19 protein-coding genes are annotated in these 20,038 nt (G+C 63.4%); 5 read left to right on the forward strand and 14 right to left on the reverse strand.

The window, feature by feature from the left end:
* Both QU595_RS27795 and QU595_RS27800 read left to right on the forward strand, forming a co-directional pair.
* Positions 1–378: hypothetical protein (locus tag QU595_RS27795; protein ID WP_315928141.1), on the forward strand; the 378-nt coding region annotated here is incomplete at its 5' end.
* 228 nt (positions 379–606) lie between these two features.
* The gene (locus QU595_RS27800; RefSeq protein WP_315928143.1) at positions 607–2,343 is read left to right on the forward strand and encodes a hypothetical protein; all 1,737 of its coding nucleotides are present in this window, start codon (positions 607–609) and stop codon (positions 2,341–2,343) included.
* Positions 2,344–2,406: 63 nt separating this feature from the next.
* On the opposite strand, the gene QU595_RS27805 is transcribed toward QU595_RS27800, so the two are convergent.
* Both QU595_RS27805 and QU595_RS27810 read right to left on the reverse strand, forming a co-directional pair.
* A complete protein-coding gene (locus QU595_RS27805) occupies positions 2,407–3,702 on the reverse strand; it encodes an FAD-binding oxidoreductase (protein ID WP_315928145.1) in 1,296 nt (431 codons plus the stop codon).
* A 23-nt stretch (positions 3,703–3,725) separates the two neighbouring features.
* Complete coding sequence (locus QU595_RS27810) at positions 3,726–5,039, reverse strand: MFS transporter (RefSeq protein WP_315928147.1); 1,314 nt, start codon at positions 5,037–5,039, stop codon at positions 3,726–3,728.
* An 89-nt stretch (positions 5,040–5,128) separates the two neighbouring features.
* Between QU595_RS27810 and QU595_RS27815 the strand changes: the two genes are divergently transcribed.
* Positions 5,129–6,118, forward strand: a complete 990-nt coding sequence (locus tag QU595_RS27815; protein WP_315928149.1) for a LysR family transcriptional regulator — start codon at positions 5,129–5,131, stop codon at positions 6,116–6,118.
* Between the two features lie 95 nt (positions 6,119–6,213).
* A complete protein-coding gene (locus QU595_RS27820) occupies positions 6,214–7,137 on the forward strand; it encodes a LysR substrate-binding domain-containing protein (protein WP_315928151.1) in 924 nt (307 codons plus the stop codon).
* A 14-nt stretch (positions 7,138–7,151) separates the two neighbouring features.
* Here QU595_RS27820 and QU595_RS27825 read toward each other — a convergent pair whose 3' ends face one another.
* The 12 genes from QU595_RS27825 to QU595_RS27880 all read right to left on the reverse strand — a co-directional run bounded on the left by QU595_RS27825 (position 7,152) and on the right by QU595_RS27880 (position 18,858).
* On the reverse strand, positions 7,152–7,940 hold the full coding sequence (locus tag QU595_RS27825; RefSeq protein ID WP_315928153.1) for an ABC transporter permease: 789 nt from the start codon (positions 7,938–7,940) through the stop codon (positions 7,152–7,154).
* Positions 7,941–7,946: 6 nt separating this feature from the next.
* Positions 7,947–8,831: an ABC transporter permease gene (locus QU595_RS27830; RefSeq protein ID WP_315928155.1), complete on the reverse strand. Its 885-nt coding sequence runs from the start codon at positions 8,829–8,831 to the stop codon at positions 7,947–7,949.
* Positions 8,824–9,930, reverse strand: a complete 1,107-nt coding sequence (locus QU595_RS27835) for an ABC transporter ATP-binding protein (RefSeq protein ID WP_315928157.1) — start codon at positions 9,928–9,930, stop codon at positions 8,824–8,826. Before QU595_RS27835 ends, QU595_RS27830 begins: the two co-directional genes overlap by 8 nt.
* Positions 9,931–9,932: 2 nt before the next feature.
* Positions 9,933–11,012, reverse strand: coding sequence for a polyamine ABC transporter substrate-binding protein (locus QU595_RS27840; protein WP_315928159.1), 1,080 nt, complete (start codon positions 11,010–11,012; stop codon positions 9,933–9,935).
* 47 nt (positions 11,013–11,059) lie between these two features.
* Positions 11,060–12,328, reverse strand: a complete 1,269-nt coding sequence (locus QU595_RS27845; RefSeq protein ID WP_315928161.1) for an FAD-binding oxidoreductase — start codon at positions 12,326–12,328, stop codon at positions 11,060–11,062.
* A 4-nt stretch (positions 12,329–12,332) separates the two neighbouring features.
* The gene (locus tag QU595_RS27850) at positions 12,333–12,722 is read right to left on the reverse strand and encodes a RidA family protein (protein ID WP_315928163.1); all 390 of its coding nucleotides are present in this window, start codon (positions 12,720–12,722) and stop codon (positions 12,333–12,335) included.
* 153 nt (positions 12,723–12,875) lie between these two features.
* Positions 12,876–14,498, reverse strand: a complete 1,623-nt coding sequence (locus tag QU595_RS27855; RefSeq protein WP_315928165.1) for a 5-guanidino-2-oxopentanoate decarboxylase — start codon at positions 14,496–14,498, stop codon at positions 12,876–12,878.
* A 125-nt stretch (positions 14,499–14,623) separates the two neighbouring features.
* Positions 14,624–15,415: an amino acid ABC transporter ATP-binding protein gene (locus QU595_RS27860; protein ID WP_315928167.1), complete on the reverse strand. Its 792-nt coding sequence runs from the start codon at positions 15,413–15,415 to the stop codon at positions 14,624–14,626.
* Complete coding sequence (locus QU595_RS27865; RefSeq protein WP_315928169.1) at positions 15,405–16,469, reverse strand: uroporphyrinogen decarboxylase family protein; 1,065 nt, start codon at positions 16,467–16,469, stop codon at positions 15,405–15,407. The genes QU595_RS27860 and QU595_RS27865 overlap by 11 nt, the downstream gene beginning before the upstream one ends.
* Positions 16,470–16,481: 12 nt before the next feature.
* Positions 16,482–17,180 (reverse strand): ABC transporter permease subunit, encoded by a 699-nt coding sequence (locus QU595_RS27870; protein ID WP_315928171.1) that lies wholly within the window; start codon positions 17,178–17,180, stop codon positions 16,482–16,484.
* Positions 17,181–17,182: 2 nt separating this feature from the next.
* On the reverse strand, positions 17,183–17,890 hold the full coding sequence (locus tag QU595_RS27875) for an ABC transporter permease subunit (RefSeq protein WP_315928173.1): 708 nt from the start codon (positions 17,888–17,890) through the stop codon (positions 17,183–17,185).
* Positions 17,891–18,021: 131 nt separating this feature from the next.
* Positions 18,022–18,858, reverse strand: coding sequence for a transporter substrate-binding domain-containing protein (locus QU595_RS27880; protein WP_315928175.1), 837 nt, complete (start codon positions 18,856–18,858; stop codon positions 18,022–18,024).
* 125 nt (positions 18,859–18,983) lie between these two features.
* On the opposite strand from QU595_RS27880, the gene QU595_RS27885 reads away from it, so the two are divergent.
* Entirely contained in the window at positions 18,984–19,883 is a 900-nt protein-coding gene (locus QU595_RS27885; protein WP_315928177.1) for a LysR substrate-binding domain-containing protein, read from the forward strand.
* Positions 19,884–20,038 lie beyond the last annotated feature (155 nt).

Here is a 20,038-nt window from a genome sequence, read left to right on the forward strand (position 1 = left end):
ACCGCCGTCGTTGATGACGCGTATATAGTCGCCACCTCACAGAACTGTCAATCGCATTCTCTCCCTTTTTTGAACTTTTTGCGACGACACCAAAAACTCACCAAAAACCCAACAACCAACCCAACCCAAAACCAACCCGCAGCCGGGCAAGCGCCAACCGCCAGAGCGGGAGAGGGACTTAGCAGTCTCGGGAGGAATAGCTGGAACGCGCAGTTGGGCCTGCGGCGTCAGCGTCCAGCCATCGTCCAGCGCCACCCGCTCACCGGCATCGAGACTGAATGCATAGCCGAAGCCGCCATGTTCACATTGGCCGCATGGCGGTTTGACGGTCGGGCTTGTGTGCGCGCGCCGAGCACATTTGCCGGAAGGAGACTTTGACCTCGATCATTTGATCTCCGAGCTACATGGCTACTTTTTGAACCCCTGCCCAACCTCTCCGGGTTCCTACTGGAGAGCCCACCGACTAGGAAAAGGGAACACGGTTGGGTTCGCCCAACGTTTCAGACATACCTTGTAACGGTTCGATGACATAAAAAAGCAACGTTATCGCGGCCTGTTTCGATATTGCTTTGGGTTCGAGGCCGGCAGGTCGCAGAGACAAAATATATGAAGCCAAAAACCGCCATCGACCAACCGGCCCATGAACAGATTCTTGCGGCGGTAGACCGTATCTGCACTTCCGAGATTTTCAAAAATTCCGACCAGCTACGCAGGCTTCTCGTCTATCTTGTCACCGAGACGTTGGAAGGCCGCAGCGCGCGCATAAAATCCTATTCCATCGCATTGGGCGTCTTCGGCCGTCCAGCGGATTTCGATGGCACCCGCGACACCATTGCGCGAACCACGGCAAGCAGGCTGCGAACGGCGCTGGAAAAATACTACGCCGAGAACGGTAATGAGCCGGTCCGGATCCGCTTGCCCAAGGGACGTTATGTGCCGGAGTTCGCGACGATCTCGACATCCGGCAATGGCGGGCCGGCACATCGTATGAAACCGTCGAGACGGTGGGCACTCGTGTTCCCTTTCTTGATCCTCGGCATTCTCGGCGTGGCCGTCGGCGCATCTTATTTCCGCTCTCCCGACGAATTGCGCAAAGCTGAGATATTCGTCTCGCCCGTGGAAATTTCGCCAGGTCGAACAGACAGTTTCAAGGCCGCGACGGCGCTCTCGGAACGCCTCGTCACAAAACTGGTCACCCGCGGTGGCGCAGACATCGTGGCACTGCCGCCCGGAACGGAGGCGCCGGGAGAATCTCAAGACACATCCCGCGTACAGCTTCTGTTGACCAGCGCGATTGAGAAGCAAAGCGGACCTTTCATGGTCCGCTGGAAACTGACGGACCTTCTTTCGCAAAAGATCATATGGGCGGCGAAACTGGACATGGACGGCGAGGAAACGGCCGACATCGACCGGGTTGCGTCCGCCATTGCAGCTCGCGTCCTGGGGATCGAAGGTGTTCTGCCGAGCTGGCTGGCGCAGTCGATGCCGATAAGACCCAGCCTGTATCAATGTCTTACCGGGTCGCCGCGTGACGAAATATATTACGACACTGCCGTGCAACTGGCCGCCGCCAACTGCCTGGAAGAAGAGGTCCGCGCCCGACCCGGCCAAGGCGAGGTCTGGGCCGCGCTAAGCCTTGTCTATGATGCCCTCGGCCGGAACTCTGCCTCCTTCGGTGAAGACCCCGGCGGATATTTGCGCAAACAGCGGAACGCCGCCGAGAAGGCACGCGCACTGGCGCCGCAGCTGCTTCTGACCAAGCAGGCGATCATGTTCTCCGCCTTTGCCGACGGCCAGTTTTCGATCTTTCGGGACACCGAAAAGCAATTGCTCGCTGAATTTCCGGGTGATTCCTTCATCAAGTTCCAGATCGGGCATGCACTGGCGGCCATGGGTCAGTTTGACGAGGCTTTGCCGCTGGTGAAACAGGCGATCGCCGAGACCGAAGGGGAAACGAGCGTCGGCTATCTGGTCCTTGCCTTCAAGAGCTTTATAGATAAGGATTTTCAATCCTGCATAGATTACCTGTACAAGACGGGGACAGAGAAATATTACATCGTCGACCTCCTGAGAACGGCCGCATTCTCCCAGCTTGGCTATCAAGACAAAGCGAGGGAATCATGGGACATGATTGCTAAAGCTCAGGCCGAACTACGACAGATATTTCTATTCCGATTTCAAAAGCAGGAAGGTCAGCGCTCAGTACTACACGCCGATCGCAGACGGACTGACAAAGCTCGGCATTTCTCTCGAAGGAGACCAAAGATCGGACGAACCCGCTCGCCGGCTATCGAGGACCATGACCGATGGCAGGTTTTGATGATCATGTTGCGCGGGAGATAGGCGAATCTATCGTCCCGGCAAGGCCGGAGAAAATCCTGCCGAAGACTGACGGGCCGCTCCGGGTCATGGGCGCGCTTGCGCGACCAGCCGGATATGCTTGCGCATCGACATGGCGACGCCGATGCGACGCAACGGCTCGGGCGGTATCCAGGACGGCTTTGCCCATTCAAGGCAACCCCGCAGCAGCGTGCTATCCTGCCCGGCGATATGTTCGGCCAGAAGCTTGCCGAGCAGGGACATCTTGATGATGCCCGAACCGTTGCAGCCTGAAACGCCATAGAGCCCTGGGCCGACCTCGCCGAAGAACGGCGCGCCGTTGCGGGTGATGCTCACCGCGCCGCCCCAGACATATTCCAGCTCATGCGACGGCATGTCGGGATAGCGCTTGCGATAGGCGTTCCTCAGGGCGGCCTCGACCTCGGCATTGTCGAGTTCGCGCTCGTAGGAGAAGCCGGTGCGGATCATGTAGCGATCGCCGACCTTGCGCGTGGTCGCGCCCATCCGCTCGGCCGGCACCATGCCCCAATCGGACGCCGCGCCCAGCCGGTCCGCATCTTCGGCAGGGAGCGCGGGCGTCAGTCCGGCGTAGGTGTACATGGTGATCTGGCGGCTGCGCGCGATGCCGAAACGGCCGAGGAAGCTGTTGTTGGCGAAGATCACCATATCGGCCTCGACCTCGCCTTGCGGCGTCACGACAGTGTGCGGCTTGCCACGCCGCACATCGAGAACCGGCGTCTCTTCAGCCAGAATGACATTCTGTGGCAGGTTGTCTGCCAGGCCGCGCACCAGCGCCGCAGGCTGCACGAGAATGCAGTTCGGCATCCAGACGGCGGCACGATAGAACGAGGTGCCGAGCCTGTCCGCCAAATCGGCCCGGGACAGCGCCTCGAAGGAGGCGCCCACCGATTTCAGCCGCCCGGCAAGCTCCTTCAGCTCGGCTTCGCCCTGCTCCGTCATTGCGGCTTTGTAATTGCCGCAAGGATTCCAACCGCAATCGATGCCATGCCGACCGACCAGCTCTTCGAGCCATTTGCGGCCGGTCTGCAGGAACAGCTTCTGCCACTCGGCTTCCTTTGCATCCTTGCTGGCCTGGATCTTGGCGTAGGGCTGGTCGATCAGGAAGCCGGAATTGCGGCCGGCCGCGCCCTCTCCCACCGTCGAGCTTTCCAGCAGCACGATCCTTTCGTCGGGAAACAGTTCCGCCAGGCGCCGGGACACCGCGATACCCGCATAGCCTGCGCCGATGACGGCGAAACGCGCCTTGCGGATGCCGGAGAGCCCTGCGGTAACCACGACTCGCGGCGCGAGAAGCCTGTTCCAGCCGCTAGGCCGGCCATAGACGGGAGAGATAACGCGCATCCGGGTTTCCTTGGATATTCTGCCTAGCTCAGCGCCACGCCGCGGGTCTCACGCAGGTAGAACAGCGGGATCATCGAGATCAGGCAGCAGAAGATGACGAGATACGCCGGCGCCAGCGAATCGCCCGTCACGCCGATCAGCCAGGTGGCGGTGAACTGGGCGAAGCCGCCGAAGATGGCCGCGCCGATCGCCTGGGCGATGCCCATGCCGCTGGCGCGCACCTTGGCCGGAAAATTCTCGGTGACGAGGGTCAGATTGCCCACGGCGCACATGGCTGCCAGGAAGGCCAGGCCACCCAGCATCGGCATCAGGATCCAGAGCGAAGGCTGCATGTTCATGAGGTGGAAGCTGGGGATGGCCACCGCGATCGACAGGATGCGCGAAGCCCAGGCGAGCGGCTTGCGGCCGATGACGTCGCTGAGCGCTCCGAGCAACGGACTTGCCACACAGGCGACGATTCCGCCGACGATCGTTGCCGACAATGCCAGCGAGGCCGGCATCTTCAGCTGCGCCACTGCATAAGTCGGCAGGTAGATGATGAAGATGTAGGAGGTGATCTGCGAGCCGGCCTGGATCAAGGTCGACATCAGCGAAAGCCCGGCATGGCTGCCGGCCAATTCCGACAAAGCACCTTCGTCGGCCTTCGTGGCTTGCGGTTCGAGCTCACGCGCGAACGTCTCCTTGAGGCGCCGGCGTATGTACATGCCGATCGGGGCGATCAGCATGCCGACCACGAAGGGTATCCGCCAGCCCCAGGATTCCAGCGAAACCGGGTCGAGGATCTCGGTGAGGCTGAACGAAATGAAGGCGGCGACGAGGATCGCGAGGCCCTGGCTGGCCATCTGCCAGCTGATGAAGAAGCCACGCCGGTCGGCGGGCGCGGCTTCGGCCAGCATCGAGGTCGACGCACCCACCTCGCCGCCGGCGGAAAAGCCCTGAAGGACGCGGCCAGCCACGATCAGCGCCGGAGCGAGCACGCCGATCTGCGCATAGGTCGGCGCGAAGGCGATGATGCCGGTGCCGAGCGCCATCAGGCCGAGCGTCAGCGACATGGCCACCTTGCGGCCGCGACGGTCGGCATAGGCGCCGAGCACGATGCTGCCCAGCGGCCGGAAAAAGAACCCGACGCCGAAAGTGGCGAGCGACGCCAGCATGGAGCCGAATTCGTTGCCGACCGGGAAGAAGGCCTTGCCGATGGCGGCCGCGAAGAAGCTGTAGATAAGGAAGTCGTAGAATTCCAGGGCGTTGCCGACGGTGATTGCCGCCACTACCCGCCGCTTGGACATGACATTGTTTGACATGCGAGCAAATGTGCCCGCGTTGAGAACGCTTTCCACGATTTTCCTCCTGAATCGGCGCGCTGCGGATCAAATTCCAGCCGCGACGGTCCTGATCTCCTCAATCCTCATTATCGAATTGCACATCTTTGCTGTCCAATGCATTGTTAGACGCATTTTCATGCAGTGAGTGCATCATGGACCTGAAGCACCTTCATCATGTCGTGGCATTGGCCGACACACTGAATTTCCGCAAAGCCGCGGAGCAGGTGCATCTTAGCCAGCCCGCCTTCAGCCGCAGCATAGCCGCTTTCGAGCACGAGATTGGCTTGCGCGTCTTCGACCGGGACCGCAGCACCGTCGAACCGACTTCCATCGGGAAGCTCGTGGTGCAGCGCGCCAGAAGGTTGCTTCTGGAGGCCGGCAGCCTGTCCAACGACCTGAAACTCATCCGCAATGCCGAACTGGGCGAGGTGATCTTCGGCGCGGGACCCTTCCCCGCCGCCTCCATCGTCGCGCCTGCGTTGCGCTCGTTCCATGCCCGCCACCCGAGGATTTCGATCCGGGTGGAGGTCAACAACTGGCTGCAACTGCTGCGGATGCTTCATGAAGGCCTCATCGATTTCTTCATCGCCGACACGCGCGCCCTCCCCGCCGACGACCATGTGGACATAAACTGGCTGGGCGGCCTGCCGATCGGTTTCTTCTGCCGCAACGGACATCCGCTGCAACCTGCCGCCGATACCGCCGAGCCGCACCGGATCACGACCCGGGACCTGCTCGCCTATCCGCTGGCCTCGGTGCGGATGCCGGAGATAGGCAGGCGCGAACTGAGCCAGTCGCTGGGCCTTCCACCAGCCTCGCCGCTGCCGTTGCAAATCGAATGCGACGACATCACCCTGCTCAAGCAATTGGTGCCGGGCGCCGACATCGTGCTGATCTGCGCCAACCTGCTGGTGCAACGCGAACTGGACGCCGGAGAGATGGTGCAGCTGCCCATTCCCAATCTCGCGCCGGCCTATGGCGACTGGGGCATCGTCAAGCTTGCCGGCCGGACTCTGTCCCCGGCCGGACAGATCGTCGCCGACGAGCTGAGCGCCATCATGGCCGGGATCGTCGGCGCGTTGCCGAAAAAATAGATCGGCGCGCGCGGGCGCGTTGCGGGTCGGCTCCTTTCCCTTTGGCGCAATAAGTCCCTATATCGGCTCCGTGGAACGACTAGGAAGGGGAACCGTTGGCAGCGTCCATCAATTTCCGGCATCTGGAGGCAATACGTGCGCTCATCCTGTCCGGCTCGGTCACGGGAGCGGCCGCCCGGCTGAATGTGACCCAGCCGGCGGTGAGCCAACTCATCCGGGATGCGGAGGAGCGGCTGGGCTTTACCTTGTTCAACCGGGAACTAGGACGGCTGTCGCCCACCAAAAAAGCCGAACTGATTCTGGAGATGTTCGAGCGCTCCCTGTCGGGACTCGATGCGATCAACGACTATTGCGCCCATCTGAAACAATCCGAGCATCGCCGGATCGTCGTCTCCACGATCCCAAGCTTCGCGGCTGCCGTGCTGCCGCAGGTCATCAGGACCTATCGGGACGAGATCAGCCCAGATTTCTTCCTGATAAAATCGGCGAACACCGAGATGGGCATCGCGTCCGTCCGCTACAATTCGTCCGATCTCGCCTTCGGCGTGAACCTCGATCCCGTTCCGGGCGTGGAATGCGCCACCGTTTGCCGGTCGCAGGCGCTTTGCTACCTGCCGCCCGACCATCCGCTCGGTCAAAAAAGGGTCATCACGCCGGCTGATCTGGCCGGTCTGCCGATGATCACGCTGTCGCGAATGGAAGGCATCGCACAGGCGATTGCCGCCAGCATTCCGGATCATGGCCGCGCGGTGGTGGAATGCCCCGCGGCAATCACCGTGCTGGCGCTGGTGGAGGCAGGTATCGGCTATACGCTGCTGGACCCGATGACGGCCTCGGTCTTCCGTTCCGAACGGATCATCCTGCGCCATTTCTCCGAGCACGTACCGTTCGACCACAGGGTCTATTGGTCCACCTCCAAACCCACCGGCTTCGAACTCGACCGGGTGATCGAGCTGTCGCAGTCTTTCGCCGCCGCTGCGGTGAACCGGACGCTGGAAAGGGTGCCGGCCAGCGGTTGAGCGCACCGGCGACGTCAGCCGGTGGAGCGCCGTGCGAGCAGCCGCTTCACCGCAGCATCCGCCAAGAGAACGATGGTCGTGATGCCGATCAGGAAAGCGCTGACGGCCGCGATGGTCGGCTCGATTTCCATGCGCAAGCTGTTCCAGATGCGCACCGGCAATGTTTCGGAGGCCACGCCGGACAGGAAAAGGGAGATGACCAGCTCGTCGAAGGACGCCAGGAAGCTGAACAGCGCGGCCGAAAGCAGCGCCGGCAGGACCAGCGGCAGCACGATCCTGCGGAAGACGGTGAGCCGGTCCGCGCCGAGACTGAGCGCGGCCCTTTCGAGGTTGATGTCGACGCCCTGCAGCGCGGACATCAGGATCAGCACCACGATCGGGACGGCGACCACGGAATGCCCGACCGCAATCCACAACTTCACGCCCACCAGCCCGAGCGGCACGGAGGCGAAGTAGAGCGCGATCGCGGTAATGATATGCGGCACGATCAGCGGCAAGAGCACGAAAGACAGCATGAGCTGCTTGGCCGGTATTCGGCCACGCACGAAGGCGTAGGCGCCCAGGAAGCCCAGCACCGTGGAAATGACGCAGGTCGCGGCCGCGATGGCGAGGCTGGCGAACAGGGCGGAGCGCCAGCCGTCGTCGCCGAAGAACCTGGCGTACCATTGCAGCGACACCGACGAGGGCGGGAACGACAGGAAACGGTCGCCCGAGAAGGACAGGATGACCACGATGACGATGGGCAGGACAAGCACGGCGCACAGCACGCCCGCGATGCTCTTGACGATCGTGTCTGCGCGCATGGCGGCCTACCCCATCATCTTCTGCAGGTTGGAAAAGCGGTAATAGACCGCATAGAGCACCAGCGTGATCGCCAGCAGGAACAGCGACATGATCGAGGCCAGCGGCCAGTTCAACGTCAGCTCCACCTCGCGCTCGATCAGCATGGCGATCATCACATCCTTCGGGCCGCCCATCAGCGCCGGCGTGATGAAGAAGCCGATGGATAGAATAAAGACGATGAGACAGCCCGAGAACACCCCGTGCAGGGTCAACGGCAGGTAGACGCGGCGGAACGTATAGAAGCCGCCGGCGCCGAGGCTGCGGGCCGCATGCAGCAGCCGGTCGTCTATGCTTTTCATCGCGGCATAGAGCGTCAGCACCAGATAAGGCAGCAGCACATAGCTCATGCCGATGACGACGCCGGTCGTATTGTACATCAATTGCAGCGGCGACGAGATCACGCCGAGTTGCAGCAGCACCTCGTTGACGATGCCGTTGCGGCCGAGGATCACCATCCACGAATAGGTCCGCACGATGATGGAGGTGAAGTACGGCAGCACGATGCAGATAACCATCAAGGTCAATGCAAGCCCGCGCGAGCGCGACATGGCATAGGCGATCGGATAGGCGATCACCAGCGCCACCAGCGTCACGACCAGGGATATCCAGTTGGTCTTCAGGATGGCATCGCGGATGGTCGAGGAGAACAGCACCGTCTGGATGGTCTTCAAGACCTCCGGCAGGCTCTGGCCGGTTTCGCGCAGCGAATTGAAGAAGAACCAGAGCGTAGGCGCCACGAACACGACGAGCAGCAGCGCCAGCAGCGGCAGCAGGAACAGGCCGGGATCGACGGTCCTTCGCCGTGTCCGGACGGACATGCCCTCATGCCTGGTCAAGGTTGCGTCAGCCATGGCGGAACATCAGGCTGTCGGCGGCGTTCCAGGCCGCGACCACTTCATCGCCATTGCGGAACAGCTCCTGTCCCGCGCCGTTCTGCAGATCCACGGTCAGCGGCTTTCCCGAGCCAATGTCGACGCTGTAGCGCACGACATTGCCGAGGAACGAGATGCGCGAGACGGTGCCGGGCAGCGAATTCAGCCCCGTGGCGTCAACCTTGCCGGGAGTGCGTTCGCAATGCTTGCGCAGCAGCGTTATCTTCTCCGGCCGCACGAAATGACCGGCCGGCGCGCGGATCGAGGCATCGTTGAATGTCCTTGCCGCGCGCAGCCGGGAACCGGTGGAGGTCTCCAGCGTGCCCTCTGCCTCATGATGCAGATTGCCGCCGATCAGATTGGCCTCGCCGAGGAAATTGCCGGCGAAAATCGAGCCAGGCTCCTCATAGACACGTTTCGGTTCGCCGAGCTGTTCGATGCGGCCGCCGTTCATGATGACGATGACATCCGACATGTTCATCGCTTCTTCCTGGTCGTGCGTCACGTAGACGACGGTCATGCCCAGCCGCTGCTGGATTTCCTTGATCTCGACCTGCATCTGGTAGCGCAGGTTCTTGTCGAGAGCGCCGAGCGGCTCGTCCATCAGCACCACCGGCGGGTGGAAGACAACCGCGCGGGCAAGCGCCACGCGCTGCTGCTGGCCGCCGGAAAGCGCCCCGGGCAGCCGCTTCTCGAAGCCCGACAGGCGCACCATATCGAGCGCCCAGGCGACGCGTTCCGCGATCTCGGCCGCCGGCAGCTTCCTGACCCGAAGCGGGAAGGCGATGTTCTCCGCCACCGAAAGATGGGGAAACAGCGCATAGTTCTGGAAAACGACCCCGAGATTGCGGTGCTGCGCCGGCAGCCCCACCACGTCCTGGTCGTTGATGAGGATGGAGCCTGCCGTCGCCTCGACGAAGCCTGCGATCATCATCAGCGTCGTCGTCTTGCCGGAGCCGCTGGGGCCCAGCAACGACACGAACTCGCCCGAGCCTATATCGAGCGATACGTCGGAAACGACGGTGTGCTTGCCGTAATCCTTGCGAAGTCCCTTCAGCCGGATCGACCCGCCCTTCATGCTCAGCCTCCCAATATCCAGGTGGACCATTTCTGGCTGACGGCCTGGCGGTTGTCGGCCCACCATTCGGCGTCGAGCACAAAGCCCTTGTCCGCCAGTTCCGGCGAACCGGGAACGCGCGCCAGCATTTCCTTGGGCAGCTTGTCAAAGGCCTTGCGGTTTACCGGCCCGGCATTCCAGCGCTTGCAGAATTCGGCCTGCACGTCGGGGCTGACGCAGAAATCCACAAACTTGACCGCCGCATCGCGGTTGCGTGCATCCTTGAAGATCGAATAGGCCTGCACCAGCATCATATGCTGGTTCCACTGTATAGCGAGCGGCGCGCCCTCCTGGATGATGTTGGCGATGCGCGTGTGCCAGACCGAGCCGAGATCGACCTCGCCGTCGGCCAGCATCTGGGTGGACAGCGCGCCCGTGTCCCAGAACTTCTTGATAGCCGGGCGCACCCGCGACATCGAGGCGAAGCCGCGGTCGATGTCGAGCGGGTAAAGCTTGTCCATCGGCACCCCGTCCGCGATCAGCGCGAATTCGAGATTCGCGGCCCCGCTGGCGATATCGGCGAGCATGCGATCGCCGGGGAATTTTTCCAGATCCCAGAAGTCTTGCCAGGATTTCGGTTCGCTGCTGGCTGCAAAAGCCTTCATGCTGTAACCGAGCACCGAAGCATAGATGAAGTTGCCGACGAGATAGTCGCGCTTGAACTCGGGCTTCAGGTCGGCAGGATCGGTGAACTTGAACTCGTTGTAAGGAATATCGAGCAGCGCACCGAGCTTGTGCAACTGCACCAGCGGGTCGTCGCCGGTGTCGATGACGTCGAGTTCCACATTGCCCGACTTGAACATGGCGAGCAGCTTGGCGGTGGTAGCCGCGACGGGAACGACCTTGATGCCGGTCTGCTTCTCGAACGGATCGTAGATCACCTCCCGGCGGATGTCGTCATAGGCACCGCCCGGCGTGCGCACGATCACCTGCTGCGCGGCGAGCGCCCGCGGAATGAAAAGGTAGGGTGCGGCCAACGTGGCGCCGGCGGCGGTCAGGAAACGCCTGCGATCCAGGCTTGTCGTTTTGCTTTTCGAAGACATCGATGTTCCTCCCATTGATGACTGTTGGCCGTGCTGCCGGCCGCGAGCTAGAATCTCCCGAGCCGGTAGGGAACGACGTCGATCGCCGGTTTGCTTCCAAGAATTTTCTGGGCGACGACAAGACCGGTCGTTGAAGCCGCCGTCATGCCGAAATGGCCATGACCGCAGGCGATGCTGATGTCGGGCCGGCCGGGAACCGTGTCGATGATCGGCAGGCTGTCCGGCGTGGACGGGCGGAAACCCATCCACATCGTGTATTTTTCGCCGCGCAGCGTCGGGAACAGATGGCGGGCGTGATCGAGCAGGACATCGGCCCGCCTGATGTCCGGCGGCTTGTCGAGCCCGGCCAGTTCGACGGTGCCGGCTATCCGGATGCCGTTTTCCAGCGGCGTTGCGCCAAAACCCCGGTTCCGATCGAGCACCGGCAGGCGCAGATCGAGCGATGCCCCGTGCACCATCACATGATAGCCGCGCTCCGTATCGAGCGGCAGCTTGACCCCGAGCGGCGCCAGCAGAGAACGCGACCAGGCGCCGGCCGAGACCACGACCTTGCCGAAGGCAGCGTCGTCCAGATTGGTGACAAGCCTTGTGCGCCCCGCACCTTCCGGCACGATGCGCATGACCCGCTCCTGACGAAATCGTCCGCCCGCCTCCAGCAGGCATTGCAGCAGCGTTTCCACCAGACGGCGGGGGCTGACCGTGTAGCCGTTGCGAGGGAAGAAGAGCGCTCTCTTCGCGTCCGGCGAAATGGCAGGAATGAGCCGATGAAGCTCGTACTCCTCCATCTCCTCCACCTCGACCCTGTTCTGCTCCCATATCTTGCGCACCGTGCGGCTGGCTCTGGTTTCCGGTCCGCTCTTCAGAAGCTGTATCTGGCCCGACAGGCGAAAGAGGTCGTCGAAGCGTTCGTTGCCGACCAGTTCCCTGTAGTTGTCGAAGGAATTCCGGTGCATGGCGTTGAGCGCCCGCGACGCCTGCAAGGCCCGCCCGGGCGTGCCGGCGCGCAGGAACCGAAGGAGCCAAGGGAACATGTGCGGCAGATAGGCCGGGTCGATGGTCAACGGGCCGAGCGGGTCGGCCAGCCAGCGCGGGACATTGACCACCATGCCGGGCATGGGTCCCGGCACGCAGCTGTCGATGCTGATGAGCCCCGCATTGCCGAACGAGGCACCCGCCGCCGCCCCCCCGGCATCGTAGACGGTGACGTCAAGCCCCGCGCGCCGCAGGTAAAGCGCCGCGCAAAGGCCGATGATGCCCGCGCCGATGACCGCTACGCCGGCACTTTCCGCATCTGCTGTGGCCGGCGCGCTGACCATTGTCTCAGTCCGCCGGGCCGACATGGGCGTGCACGACCATCTCGATGCGCATGCCGGGGACCAAGAGTTCCTTCACAACCACCGTGGCGCGGTTCGGATAGGGCTCCTTGAAAAACTCCTTGTAGACCGCGTTCATGCCCTCCGCGTCGGCGCCCTCGACCAGATAGACCAGGACCTGCACGACGTCGGCCAACGAACCGCCGGCGGCTTTCATCACCTTGTCCAGGTTGGAGAGGCACCTGCGCGTCTGATCGCGGATGTCGCCTTCGACGCGCACTTCGCCCGATGCCGGATCGCGCGGTATCTGGACTGTGTAGACCTTGCCCCCGGCCTTGACCGCGTTGGAAACCGGTCCCTTGTTCTGGGGCAACCCCCAATCCACCACTTCAAACATCTGCCGGCCTCAATCCGTTGCTATCCGGTCAAGGCTACTCATCGCATCAGGCGTTGGAAAATGAGATTAAGTTAAGCGCTATAAGCTGGGCTAATGGGCTCGAAACGGGGCCGCCGCTCAAGCACCCGATCGAGGAAAAAAAGTACGACGCCATCAGGCGGCCAGCGATAGCGCCAGGGGCGAGCCGGCCCGGATCTCGATGACGGTCGGCACCTTGCGATCGACGGAAGCCGACAATTCGCGTTCCAGCTCGTCCACCGTGCCGGGACGCGCCGCTTCGCAGCCCAGCGACCGGGCCAGCCCTATGAAGTCGGGCGTGAAGATATCGACGCCGATCCGCGGGATATCGCGCTCTTCCATGAAGCTCTTGATCTCGCCGTAGGATCCGTTGTTCCAGATGATGACGGCGGTGGCGATCCCCGCTTCCACCCCGGTGGCCAGTTCCTGCAGCGTAAACTGCAGGCCGCCGTCGCCTATGATGCAGACCGAGGGACGATCCGGCGCAGCGAGCCTCGCGCCCAGGGCGGCGGGCAGGCCATAGCCAAGCGTGCCGTAGCCTGTGGAGGAGTTGAAATAGGAACGGGGCCGCGGCGACTGATAGAACTGGTTGACGGCATAGACCGGCTCCGTCTGGTCGCCCACCACTATGGCATCGGGCAGCGCTGCGGTGACGGCTTCCATCAGCCGCGCATGGGTGCGGCAGGCCGGCCAGAGCCCGGCCTCGACCTTGCGGCGCACGCGGGCCGTCCTCGCGGTTCCGCCCCCCGCCTTGCGGACGTCACCCAGTGCCGCCAGCAGATTTGTAGCAGCGAGCCTGGCGTCGGCGGCGATCGGCAGGTCGCAACGCAGGCCGGTCACGAGCTGCATCGGATCGATATCGACGCGGATGAGTGTTCCGCCGAAGGAAAGCGGTTTCGCCTCGGGATACATCTCCGTTTCGCCGAATTCCGTGCCGATCGCGAGTACGACGTCGCAGGCCTGCATTTCGGCTTGCAACGGCTCCATGCCGAGATTTCCAGTCAACGCCAGCGGATGCCCCGCCTTGAGGATGCCGCGCCCATTGATGGTCATGAAGACCGGCGCGTCGAGCTTTTCGGCAATGGCGGCGATCTCCGCCGCGGCATCTGCCGCGCCGCCCCCCGCGACGATCAGGGGCTGTCGGGCTTGCTTCAAGAGCCCGGCCGCCTTTTCGATGGCGGCCGGATCGGCCGCCGGCCTGCCCGGCAATGGCCATGCATCCGTCGGCAGATGCCCGGCCGGCGCGACCATCACGTCGAGCGGGATTTCGATATGGACCGGCCGCGGGCGGGCGGAATTGAAGACGGTGAAGGCGCGGGCCATCACCTCCGGCAATTGCGCCGGGTCGAGCAGGGTGTGGCTGAAGGCGCTGACGCCTGCCACCAGATTGCGCTGGCTGGGAAGCTCGTGAAGCCGGCCCTGCCCCATGGCAATGTGCTCGCGGGAATTGACCGCCGAGATGACGAGCATGGGCACCGAGTCAGCATAGGCCTGCCCCATCGCGGTGGCAATATTGGTCATGCCGGGACCGGTGACGATGAAGCAGACGCCCGGCTTGCCCGTCACGCGGGCGTAGCCGTCGGCCATGAAGCCGGCGCCCTGCTCGTGACGCGGCGTGATATGGCGAATGCGTGTCGCCGGAAGGCCGCGATAGAGTTCGACCGTGTGTACGCCGGGTATGCCGAAGATCAGTTCGACGCCATAGGAGTCCAGCAGCTTGGCGAGATATTCGCCGGTGGTGAGATGGGTGTCCGGCATGGTGTCGTTGCCTTCCGCGTAAAAATGAATGGTTGATCCTGAAATGCGGTCTGCCGCACATCGGTGCGCGCCGGGCTTCGTCGCGGGCGGCCCGGCTGGAACATCCGCGCCACTTTCCTCGGCGATCAGCCGGCCGCCGTGCCCATCGCATTGCCCTGGCTGGCGAGGAAGCGGCGGAAGCCCTCATGCGGGTGGTTGCCGAAAGCCTCGCGCGGCGAAGCGTCGAGCCCGACCCGCCCCTCCTCGAAGAACACGACGCGGTTTGCCACCTCCCGCGCGAAACCGATCTCGTGGGTGACGACCAGCATGGTCATGCCGTCCTCCGCAAGGCCTCGCATCACCTGCAACACTTCGCCCACCAGCTCCGGATCGAGCGCCGAGGTCGGCTCGTCGAACAGGATGACCTTCGGCCGCATCGCAAGCGCGCGCGCTATGGCCACCCGCTGCTGCTGGCCGCCGGAAAGATGCATCGGATAATAATCCGCGCGGTCCGACAGGCCGACCCTGGCAAGAAGGGCGCGGGCTTCCTCGATACATTCGGCCTTCGGACGGCCGAGCACGTGGATCGGCGCTTCGGTGATGTTCTCGATCGCGGTCTTGTGGCTCCAGAGGTTGAAGCCCTGGAACACCATCCCCGTCACCGCCCGCAGGTTTTCGATCGTCTTGCGCGACGGCTTGGGGCCATTCCCGCCGAATGGGAAGGTCAATTCGCGGCCATCGATCGAAAGCCTGCCCTGGTCGGGCGTCTCGAGCAGGTTCAGGCAACGCAGGAAGGTGCTCTTCCCGGAACCCGATCGCCCCAGGATCGCGACCACCTCGCCCTTCCTGGCGCTCAGCGACACGCCCTTGAGGACCTTCAGGCCCGCAAAGCTTTTCTCGAGCCCTTCGACCCGTACGACAGGGGCGTCATTCGTCATTTCCGCTCTCCTCAAATTCGGCCTGCCGCGCACCGTGACGCGCCACTTCGTCGATCATGGCGTCGATCATTTCGTCGCTCGTGGACATGGTCAGCGAGCAACCGGGCGCAATCATCGTGCGCCTGGCGATCCGCGGTCCCATGACTTCACGCAGGTGCGCGCGGGCGGCTTCGACGTCCGTGCCCGAAATGGGCCCTTCTTCGTTGATCCCGCCGGCCACGACGCCCGGGAATTTCGCTATTCCCTGTTCGAGAGTCGGCCCCGCCATCCGGTCATGCCAGTTCAGCATGTTGACGGGATAGGCGGCCAGCCGGTCGAAATAAGCCCGCACGCCGTGGACGTGCAACATGCGCAACGGCAAGGCGCAGGCGGGAGAAGCGAGCACCCGCAGATCGTAGGGCTCGCCGAAGCGACGATGATCCTCTTCCGGCATGACATCGGCATCCGCGCATTGCGTCGCGATGAACAGGCCATGCGCCCCGGCCTCGACGGAGGCTGCCACGAAGCGGATCGTCGTCTGCGTGATCACTTCAAGAGCGGCCTCGAGCAGATCCGGGACATCGCGCATCGCCAGCAGGAGCCCATCCTTGCCGGCGAGCTTCAAAGCGGTGGTAAGCGGGCTGAAGATCGTCAGCAGAACCGGCGCCTCGCCGTCCAGGCCGGCCACGATGCGCGCCAGCGCCTCCACCTGGATGCCCAGGCAGCCGGCGCCCGGATCGAGCACCCGCAGCCGCTCCCAGTCGCAAAGGCGGGAGATGCCGGGGCTCAGGACGCGCCGCGTGCCGAACATCGAAGGCACGTAGTCCGTGCGCAGGCCCCAATCCTGGGCGCTGAAGGTGCCGGTCGGCATGAACTTCACGAGGTCGAAATCGAAACGGCGCTGCCAGCGCAGGCTGGCCTCCGCAAGCCCCTCAGCCGTCTCGTCTTCCACCGGGAAGTGCCGCCAGAGGCTGATCGGCAACCGGTCCACGGACTGGCCGGCCATAGTGCGTTCCAGCCGCTGCCAATGGTCGAGCGCCATCCTGCCGCCTGCGCGGCTTTTCTCACGTTGCATCTGATATCCCGGCTAGTTGGCCTGATAGGCTCGGACTGGTTTGATTCTTGGCGTCAGCGCGTGTTCCAGCCATCTCACGAGCAGCGTGGCCGCGACGTTGATCGCCAGATAGAACGCACCGGCCACGGACAGCACCTCGAACACCCGATAGGTTTCGGTGACGATGGCGAAGGCGCGCGCGGTGATTTCTGGAAGGGTGATGATGGAGGCTACCGCGCTCATCTTGACCAGGTAGACGATTTCGTTGCCGTAGGCCGGCAAGGCCTGCCGCAGGGCCTGCGGCAGCACGATCCGCCGCAGCGTCATCAGGCGCGACATGGCAAAGGCCCGCGCCGCGTCGATTTCCTTTTCGGAGACCGACAGCAGTCCGCCACGGAAGATTTCGCACGCATAGGCGGAAGCACAGGCCGAGATCGCGATGATCGCGCACCAGAACGGTTCGCGCAGCACCGGCCATAGAAAGCTTGAGCGGACGGCGGCGAACTGGGCGAGGCCGAAATAGATGACGTAGATCTGTATCAGCAACGGCAGGCCGCGGAATATCGCCAGATAAGCCACCACCGCGTTACGAGCCCATCCGGCGCCATATTGGCGCACGAGCGCGAGTCCCAGACCTAGAACGAAGCTGCACGCAAGGCTCAGCCCGACGATCTCGAGCGTCAGTGGCAGCCCCTGGCCAAGCTCAGCGATGACATGAAGGAAGAAGTCCATCTTCAGGCCCTTCGCGCAACGGTGCCGCGCCCGAACAGACGCTCGACCCGGCCGAGTGCGAGAACCGATCCCCCGGTCAGGAGCAGGTAGATGGCGGCGGCCACGACATAATAGGTGAACGGCTGGCGCGTGGAGGCGCCGGCGATGCCCGCCTGGCGCATGATCTCGACCAATCCCACCACCGAGATAAGCGAAGTCTCCTTGATCGTGGTCAGCCAGATGTTGCCGAGGCCGGGCAAGGCGTAGCGCAGGGCCAGCGGTCCGGTTATGCGTCGCGCTCTCTTGAACCGCGACATTCCGAATGCGGTCGCGGCCTCGACCTGACCGCGCGGCACGGCGGCGATCGCGCCGCGCAGCACCTCGCTGGAATAGGCGCCGCAGATCATGCCGATCGCCACCACGCCGGTGGCCATCGGGCTGATCTCGATATAACCCCGGTGGCCGAACCAGGCCGCGAACCAGCCGAGCGTGTTGCTGCCGCCGAAGAAGATCAGATAGATGATCAGCAGTTCCGGAACGCCGCGCACGATCGTGCCGTAGACTTGTGCCGGGCGTGCCAGGACCCGGGCTCCCGAAAGCTGGGCAAGCGTCAGTCCAAGCCCCACCGCCTGCCCGAACAGGAAAGCCAGGCAGGCGACGAGCAGGGTCATGCCCATGGCGCGCAGCATGAGTGCGCCCCAGACGCCCTCCCACAACGGTGAAAAATCCAATTCCGTGCCCTCCGGGTCCGCCTCCGCCCGGGCTCCAGAGCAGTGGCCCGGATCATTCCGGGCCGTCGCTCCACCCTTGTCTTGCCGCGTCCCCGCGACGCCAGGCGATCCCGCCCTGACAGCAAAAATGCTTACCGAACCGGCGTCATGTCCGCGTTGAACCATTTGTGGCTGAGATCGCGGACGGTCCCGTCGGCAATGGCCGCGTCAATGGCGGTCTGGAATTTCGCCTGCATCTCGTGATTGCCTTTGGCCACGAGCGCGCCAACCCCCTGCCCGAGCATTCCGCCCTCGAAGGCCGGGCCGATCAGCTTGTAGGAAACGTCCTTGTTGCGTCCGATCATCTCGGTTGCGTAAGACAACTGCGTGAGGCCCGCCGCCACGCGGCCGGAAGCGACGTCGATATCGATCTCGTCCAGCCGGCGGTACTGGCGCACGTCCGCCGCGTCCTTGAAATAGGTCTCGACGAAGCGCGCGCTGAGACCCGATGCCGACACACCAATTGACTGGCCGGAAAGGTGCTTGCGCATCTCCGCGATCGCCGCCTCGGCTGCGGCGGGATCCCGATCGAAGGACACCGGCGGCTTGGCTTCGACATTCGCCAGCGGACTGTCGGCCACGGTATAGAAGGCCATCGCCAGGGTCGCATATGGACCTGCCATATCGACCTTTTCGGCGCGGGCGGCGGTCATCGCGAAACCGGAAAACAGCACGTCGTAGCGGCCGGCGTCGAGTCCGGGCACCAGACCGTCCCAGCTGTTCTGGAGGAATGTGCATTCCGCGTTCATCCGCTTGCACAGGGTCTTGGCCAGATCGATCTCGAATCCGTCCAGTTCACCTTTGTCGTTCACGAAGTTCCATGGCCGGTAACCGCCCTCGGTCCCGATCCGGATCGGATCGGCCTGCGCGGCCCCCGCCGCGACCACGAACTGGAATGCCGCGACAAGAACGAGCTGCTTGGCTTTCATGATGTTCCTCCTGCAATGCCGCGCTCTTTTTGTCGCTATATGCGAATCTCTTGCAACAGAGAAAGTCTTGAGGAATTCCGTTAGATTTTCTAACGTGAGGGGGCATTCGACTGCCAGGAACCCCCATGCGACTGCCGCCCCTCAACGCTTTGCGCGTATTCGAAGCCGCCGCGCGGCTGGGCTCCTTCACGCTGGCGGGAAACGAACTGCTGGTTTCTCACGGAGCGGTCAGCCAGCAGATCCGCAACCTCGAGGATTGCCTCGGCACCAGCCTCTTCCTGCGGCAGGGAAACAGGATCGAGCTGACGGCGGCAGGGATCGCCATCTACGAGAATATCCGCAAAGGGCTGAAATCCTTCGAGGAGATATTCCAGATCCTGAAGCAGGCAGACAGCCTGCGCGGCGAGGTCACCGTCAGCGCGCCGCCGGGGCTGGTGGGTCATCGCCTGGTGCATCATCTGGGCGAGTTCCACCGGCGTTTCGCCGATGTGCGCCTGCGCCTGATCCCTTCCAACGAGGACCGTGAGGTGCACTCGCGCGACGTGGACATCTGCATCCGCTATGGAAACGGGGCGTGGCCCGGCCGCAACGTCGAGCACCTGACCGACATCTTCCTGTTCCCGGTGTGCAGTCCCGATCTGCTGCGGAACGGCGCCAGGCTCGAAACGCCGGCGGACCTTCGTCAATTCCCCATCCTGTGCGCGGACGACGGCTATGAATGGGATATCTGGCTGGGAAGCCTCGGCGTGACCGACGACCTTTCCGACCAGCGCCATTATCTCGGCAACGCGCTCAACACGACCGAGGCCTGCTGTCACGGCTTCGGCGTGGCCCTCTGCGGAAACATCAGTTCGTCCCACTATCTCCAGCGGGGGCTGCTGATCCGCCCCTTCGCGCATGCGGTGCGAACCGCCAATTCGCTTTTCCTCATCACCCGCGCCGACATTGTCCACAAGGCCGCCGCCAGCGCCACGGCCGACTGGCTGAGGGCGCTGTTCACCCCGCCGGCCACGGATCCGGGTTGATCGACATGAGGGCCCTAACTGCCTCTCGCGTCGCGGCGTCCATTCCTGCGCGACCGCCGCAAGCGCGGTGACGCCGGCAACGTCCGAACGGTTGTAACGTCATGCATCTGGGGTATTGAGATGCCGGGGTTCAGCCGGTCTGTTTCAGCGCCCAC

The sequence above is a fragment of the Mesorhizobium sp. SP-1A genome (genome assembly GCF_032460275.1).
Taxonomy (GTDB): Bacteria; Pseudomonadota; Alphaproteobacteria; order Rhizobiales; family Rhizobiaceae; genus Mesorhizobium.

Excerpts from the sequence above, each read along its gene's own strand:
- QU595_RS27885 (WP_315928177.1), top strand. The coding sequence starts at position 18,984 with ATGCGACTGCCGCCCCTCAACGCTTTGCGCGTATTCGAAGCCGCCGCG.
- QU595_RS27840 (WP_315928159.1), bottom strand. The coding sequence starts at position 11,012 with ATGTCTTCGAAAAGCAAAACGACAAGCCTGGATCGCAGGCGTTTCCTG.
- QU595_RS27835 (WP_315928157.1), bottom strand. The coding sequence starts at position 9,930 with ATGAAGGGCGGGTCGATCCGGCTGAAGGGACTTCGCAAGGATTACGGC.
- QU595_RS27805 (WP_315928145.1), bottom strand. The coding sequence starts at position 3,702 with ATGCGCGTTATCTCTCCCGTCTATGGCCGGCCTAGCGGCTGGAACAGG.
- QU595_RS27855 (WP_315928165.1), bottom strand. The coding sequence starts at position 14,498 with ATGCCGGACACCCATCTCACCACCGGCGAATATCTCGCCAAGCTGCTG.
- QU595_RS27825 (WP_315928153.1), bottom strand. The coding sequence starts at position 7,940 with ATGCGCGCAGACACGATCGTCAAGAGCATCGCGGGCGTGCTGTGCGCC.
- QU595_RS27800 (WP_315928143.1), top strand. The coding sequence starts at position 607 with ATGAAGCCAAAAACCGCCATCGACCAACCGGCCCATGAACAGATTCTT.
- QU595_RS27845 (WP_315928161.1), bottom strand. The coding sequence starts at position 12,328 with ATGGTCAGCGCGCCGGCCACAGCAGATGCGGAAAGTGCCGGCGTAGCG.
- QU595_RS27850 (WP_315928163.1), bottom strand. The coding sequence starts at position 12,722 with ATGTTTGAAGTGGTGGATTGGGGGTTGCCCCAGAACAAGGGACCGGTT.
- QU595_RS27830 (WP_315928155.1), bottom strand. The coding sequence starts at position 8,831 with ATGGCTGACGCAACCTTGACCAGGCATGAGGGCATGTCCGTCCGGACA.
- QU595_RS27865 (WP_315928169.1), bottom strand. The coding sequence starts at position 16,469 with ATGCAACGTGAGAAAAGCCGCGCAGGCGGCAGGATGGCGCTCGACCAT.
- QU595_RS27880 (WP_315928175.1), bottom strand. The coding sequence starts at position 18,858 with ATGAAAGCCAAGCAGCTCGTTCTTGTCGCGGCATTCCAGTTCGTGGTC.
- QU595_RS27860 (WP_315928167.1), bottom strand. The coding sequence starts at position 15,415 with ATGACGAATGACGCCCCTGTCGTACGGGTCGAAGGGCTCGAGAAAAGC.
- QU595_RS27870 (WP_315928171.1), bottom strand. The coding sequence starts at position 17,180 with ATGGACTTCTTCCTTCATGTCATCGCTGAGCTTGGCCAGGGGCTGCCA.